General features: G+C 60.8%; 5 protein-coding genes and 2 pseudogenes. 1 reads left to right on the plus strand and 6 read right to left on the minus strand.

Translation table 11 applies throughout. From position 1 onward, the window contains the following. Nucleotides 1-528, minus strand: a pseudogene (locus tag JNM42_RS18250) (ATP-dependent DNA helicase RecG); the annotation flags it as partial. Between the two features lie 133 nt (nt 529-661). Beyond that, nucleotides 662-1,042 (minus strand): RidA family protein, encoded by a 381-nt coding sequence (locus JNM42_RS18255; RefSeq protein WP_294273663.1) that lies wholly within the window; start codon nt 1,040-1,042, stop codon nt 662-664. A gap of 44 nt (nt 1,043-1,086) precedes the next feature. Between JNM42_RS18255 and JNM42_RS18260 the strand changes: the two genes are divergently transcribed. Next, complete coding sequence (locus tag JNM42_RS18260) at nt 1,087-1,455, plus strand: tetratricopeptide repeat protein (protein ID WP_294273666.1); 369 nt, start codon at nt 1,087-1,089, stop codon at nt 1,453-1,455. A gap of 24 nt (nt 1,456-1,479) precedes the next feature. On the opposite strand, the gene JNM42_RS18265 is transcribed toward JNM42_RS18260, so the two are convergent. The 4 genes and pseudogenes from JNM42_RS18265 to JNM42_RS18280 all read right to left on the minus strand — a co-directional run. Further along, entirely contained in the window at nt 1,480-2,169 is a 690-nt protein-coding gene (locus tag JNM42_RS18265; RefSeq protein ID WP_294273669.1) for an SPOR domain-containing protein, read from the minus strand. A gap of 48 nt (nt 2,170-2,217) precedes the next feature. Next, nucleotides 2,218-2,796, minus strand: a complete 579-nt coding sequence (locus JNM42_RS18270; RefSeq protein WP_294273672.1) for a DUF2802 domain-containing protein — start codon at nt 2,794-2,796, stop codon at nt 2,218-2,220. Between the two features lie 252 nt (nt 2,797-3,048). Beyond that, nucleotides 3,049-4,251 carry an acetyl-CoA C-acyltransferase gene (locus JNM42_RS18275; protein WP_294273674.1) on the minus strand — a complete coding sequence of 401 codons (1,203 nt, stop codon included), beginning with the start codon at nt 4,249-4,251 and terminating at the stop codon, nt 3,049-3,051. 101 nt (nt 4,252-4,352) lie between these two features. Beyond that, nucleotides 4,353-4,952 (minus strand): annotated as a pseudogene (locus tag JNM42_RS18280) (3-hydroxyacyl-CoA dehydrogenase); the annotation flags it as partial.

Genomic DNA, 4,952 nt, shown 5'->3' on the forward strand with positions numbered 1-4,952 from the left:
ATGCTTGCGGCACCAGCGCGCATCGAGCAGTTCGCCCATATCGGCGGCAGCGAGGGCCGGCACGATGAGCTTGCGCAGGGCGTTCTGCGAAACACCGGCGGTAGCCGGATAAACCGGAGTCAAGGCTTGCGGCAGCGCCTCATTTTCGCTGACCACCCGGTAGCGCGGATGCACCATTTCGACGCCGAAGAAGCCCTCGCGAATTTCGCCGAACAGGCGCAATCTGCGCCCTTCATCGCGCGCCCTTTCGAGCTGTCGGGTCTGACTGCCATAGAAGTTGAGAAAACGCAGAACGAGTTCGCCGCTGGCATCGCACACCCGCGCAACAAGCTGGCGACGCGGACGAAACTGCAACGTGACGTCGAGCACTTCGGCTTCGACCTGCACCGGTATGCCAACCGGAGCCGAGACAATGGGCGTAATGAAGGTTTCGTCCTCGTAACGGATCGGCAGATGCAGAACGAGATCGTCGCCGCGGATCAGTCCGAGCTTGCGCAGCCTGGCCTTGAGCGCGGGCGGCGCCTTGATTTCGTTGGCTGCGGGCAGCGGCCGGCGATCGGGCGGGTCCGTTTTTCTCACCCTTCCTTCACCTCTGACCCCTGAAGAGCGAGAGGAGATGCGAGAGACGCTGGCGCGGCGCGGCAGTTCCTGTGCTCGACTATCAAGTCAATACCATGACGGCATCCGCCTCGACCAGCGCGCCACGCGGCAAGGCAGCGACACCCACCGCCGCACGCGCCGGAAAGGGCGCGGAGAAATAGGCGGCCATCGTCTCATTGACCTTGGCAAAATGGACGAGGTCGGTAAGAAAAACGTTGAGCTTGACGACATCGGCCAGCGAGCCGCCGCTCGCTTCAGCCACCGCCTTGAGGTTATCAAAGACACGGAGGATCTGCGCGTCGATGCCCTCGACCATCTGCATGCTCGCCGGATCGAGGCCGATCTGGCCCGACAGATAGACCGTATCGCCCACCCTGACGGCCTGCGAATAGGTGCCGATGGCGGCGGGAGCGGCGGGAGTGGAAATGATCGTTCTGCTCATTTTGCTGTCCTCTACAATGGGGTGTCTTGAGTGGGAGATACTAAATGACAACTGCGATCATCGCCAATCTGGAAAAAATGCTCGACGGGCCGCGTGATGGGGCGCTGCTCCGTTACTCGCTGGGCAACGAATGGCTGAAAGCGGGTAATCCCGCTCAGGCAGCTGGCTGTTTTCGCGCGGCCATTGAATATGATGCGAAGTATTCGGCAGCCTGGAAGCTGCTCGGCAAGGCACTGGCCGAGAACGGCGAGATTGAGGCCGCGCTGGCCGCCTTTGCGCAAGGCATCCATGTCGCCGAAGCCAGGGGCGACGTGCAGGCAGCAAAGGAAATGGGCGTGTTTGCCAGACGACTACGCAAACAACTGGGCGAAAGCGGTTCAAAAGCAGAGGGTCAGCCAGGGGCAAAAGCCTGAGCACCAATTCGAACTCAAGATTTCCTAATGTTTGCTGCCCTTCGGCATCAACATCACTGAGTCAATCCCCAGGGTCTTCAACTTCTCGCGTGTGGCTTCGGCTTCTTCGCGACTTTTGAAGGGGCCGACCTGAACCCGCGCTTCAATCGTTGACGGTATCCCTTCAAGCGTCAGCCTGGCGTGTAGCTCTTCGGCACGACGTGGGTCAGCGAATACGCCGGCCTGCAAGGCATAGCCGGTGAACAATCGCGTCGGCATGGGTTGTGGCTGCGGCTGACCCATTGCCAATGGCGAGGGAGTGCGAGCGGGGGTGGCCCTTGACTCGGCCGGTCTCTGCGAAGCACGCGGCAGGACCGGCTGTGCGGCCACCTCGGGTCGTGGCGGCGGTTCAAGGGGCGGTGCCGATTTATCGACCGGGGCCGCCGTGGCTTCAGGTTCAGCCGCCTTTTTTTCATCCTTCGGCATATCGCTGCCCGGCTCGGCAGGGGTAAGCGGCTGAGCTGGCATCTTCTTCTGCACCGGAACTGGCTCGGTGAATTGTGCTCCGCCGGGTACCGACTCACTCTGCGAATCATTGAAGAGGTCATACAGTGCCAGACCAACGAGCAAGCCGACAATCATCAGTCCGGCGATACCCATCCGCCAGGCCAGCTTGCGCTTGATTCCGGACACATCGCCTTGCACTTCCTTGTTGCCTGTCTGGCTAGTCGCCATGTCGTCTCCCTGCTGTGCCATCCACTAGAGTTATAGTAAAAATTCCTTCTACTCCCGATTGCGTACCAGAGCCACCACCAGTTCGGCCTCGGCGCGCGCAATGCCGCAGTGCTGCGCAATGCTCGCCGCATCAAGCCCCTGCATCGCCATCTGCATGGCATCGTTGTAAAGCGGTGAGGCATTTTGCGCCACTTGCGAGTGCGCCAGATCGCGCCGCTGCGCCTCGCGCAAAAGCAGCATTTCGGCACGCAAGACGTCGACCTCTTTTCGCAGTTGCGCGAGGTCGCGCTCGAGCGCTTCGATCAGTTGCTGACCGGGGATTTCCGGCGGTGGCTCGTTCCAGGGGAAAGGAATTTCCGAGGGTACAGCCAGCGCCTCGGTGAGCGTGGGTGAGTCGGCGGGCGAGGTGCTTGAGCTGGGCGGTTCAGGCATCTCCGGCGCCTGTTCAGCAGCATAAGCGGCAAGCGCCGGGTGCGCTGCCAGAGGGACAGGAAGCTCTTCAATCGCCGGCTCGCGCTTCAGGCGACGAATACGTAGAAAGGCAAGGACAAGGTAGAGCACCAGCAGCGCGATGATCGCGATCAGCGCTTCACGCCAGCTCAAATTACCAAGTGCCTCGAAATCCATTGCTCGCCCGCGTCAGAGTGTCTGGGCGGTATTATGCCAGACACTTCGACAGGCTTTGTACCTGCTTGAAAAACGATTGAAACCCGCAGGTCGGGTTAGCGTAGCGTCCCCCGGGAGGATTCGCTTCGCAGCATAACCCGACGCCAGCAAACGGCAGGCCTGTTGTCGGGTTACGCTTTACCGGCCAACCCGACCTACGCAGCTAAGCAGCTTGCACTAGCTCGCCGAGGTGACGAGCTAATCCGTATTTCTTTAAAACAGCGCTTCAAACAGTCCGGCTCCACCCATGCCGGTACCAATGCACATGGTGACCATGCCGTAGCGTTTCCTGGTGCGCTGCAAGCCATGCACCAGGGTTGCCGTGCGAATCGCACCGGTCGCCCCGAGCGGGTGACCGAGAGCGATGGCGCCACCAAGCGGATTGACCCTGGCCGGATCGAGTTCGAGCGTGCGCATGACGGCCAGCGCCTGGGCGGCAAAGGCTTCATTGAGTTCGAACCAGTCGATATCCGCCTGGTTCACACCGGCCTGCCTGAGCACGCGCGGAATGGCCTCGATCGGGCCAATACCCATGATTTCGGGCGGCACCCCGGCTACCGCAAAACCGGCAAAGCGCGCCAGCGGCTTGAGGTTGAACTGCTTGAGAATCTTCTCCGAAACAAGCAGCACGGCAGCCGCACCATCGGACATCTGCGAGCTGTTGCCGGCCGTTACCGAACCACGTGCGGCAAACACCGGTTTGAGTCTGGCCAGACGCTCCAGCGAGCTATCCGCTCGCGGCCCTTCGTCGGTGTCGGCAAGGAAGTTCTTGATCGTCACTTCGCCGGTCTTCAGATCCGGAACCTGCGCCTTGAACGCAAAGGGCGAAATTTCGGCCTTGAAGTGCCCGGCGGCAATCGCCGCACACGCCTTCTGATGCGAAGCCACGGCGAAGGCATCCTGGTCCTCACGCGATATCTTCCACTGCGTTGCCACCTTCTCGGCGGTCAGCCCCATGCCGAAGGCGATGGCGTAGTTCTCCTCCTTCTCGAAGAACGCCGGATTGATGGCGATCTTGTTGCCCATCATCTGGTTCAGCAGCGACATGGTTTCGGTACCGGCAGCAATCATCACGTCGGCTTCGCCGAGGCGAATGCGGTCGGCGGCCATTGCCACCGCCTGCACGCCGGAGGCGCAGAAGCGGTTGATGGTAATTCCCGGCACCGTATTCGGCAGACCGGCCAGCAGCAGGCCGATACGGGCGACGTTCATTCCCTGTTCCGCTTCGGGCATGGCACAGCCGACGATGACGTCTTCGACCAGCGCCGGATCGAGTTCCGGCGCCTGCGCCATGACCGACTTGATGGCATGCGCCAGCATGTCGTCGGGACGAACGTGCCCGAACTTTCCCTTGCGCTTGGCCACCGGCAGACGCGTCGCGGCGACGATATAGGCTTCCTGAATCTGTTTGCTCATAGTGTCTCCAAAATCTTGAACCACAAAGTCACCAAGTACACAAAGGAAGCACCAAGAAACCTGGTGAAACTTGGTGAACTTTGTGCCTAGGTGGTTAGCATTTAGTTTCTAAGCGGCTTGCCGGTTTCCAACAGGTGCTTGATGCGTTGCTGGGTTTTTTCGGTTTTCAGCAGTTCGACGAAGAGCTTGCGCTCAACCGTCAGCAGCCACTGCTCATCGACCAGCGAACCGGTTTCAATATCGCCGCCGCACAGCGCCGTCGCCGCGCTTCTGGCAACGAGATAGTCATGCGCGGAAATCATGCCGCCCTCTTTCATGTTGGCCAGCATCATTTCGCAGTTGGCAATGCCGGTACGCCCCGCCACCTTGATGTTGCGCGGCGAAAGCTTCGGGTAGTAGCCGGCTTCGGCCATGCCGCGCGCCTCGCGCAATGCGACGTAGAGCAACTCGTTGGCATTGAACACAATGCGGTCCGATTCGAGGGCAAAGCCCAGCTCCTTCGCCTGCGCGGCGCTTTTTGAAACGTTGGCCATGGCGATGGTCATGAATACCGGCTGGATGAACTCGAAGGGATCATTGCCGCCCGTCCTCGCCGCACTCTGCCAGGCACGGATGGCAAACTCCTTGCAGCCGCCACCGGCCGGAATCAGGCCGACACCGGCCTCGACCAGCCCGATGTAGCTTTCCAGCGCGATCACCCG

The organism is Propionivibrio sp., from assembly GCF_016790145.1.
In the GTDB taxonomy this organism is placed as follows: domain Bacteria; phylum Pseudomonadota; class Gammaproteobacteria; order Burkholderiales; family Rhodocyclaceae; genus Propionivibrio.

What these genes read in the sequence shown, in the direction of transcription:
- JNM42_RS18255 (WP_294273663.1), bottom strand. Translation starts at nt 1,042, where the DNA reads ATGAGCAGAACGATCATTTCCACTCCCGCCGCTCCCGCCGCCATCGGC.
- JNM42_RS18265 (WP_294273669.1), bottom strand. Translation starts at nt 2,169, where the DNA reads ATGGCGACTAGCCAGACAGGCAACAAGGAAGTGCAAGGCGATGTGTCC.
- JNM42_RS18260 (WP_294273666.1), top strand. Translation starts at nt 1,087, where the DNA reads ATGACAACTGCGATCATCGCCAATCTGGAAAAAATGCTCGACGGGCCG.
- JNM42_RS18275 (WP_294273674.1), bottom strand. Translation starts at nt 4,251, where the DNA reads ATGAGCAAACAGATTCAGGAAGCCTATATCGTCGCCGCGACGCGTCTG.
- JNM42_RS18270 (WP_294273672.1), bottom strand. Translation starts at nt 2,796, where the DNA reads ATGGATTTCGAGGCACTTGGTAATTTGAGCTGGCGTGAAGCGCTGATC.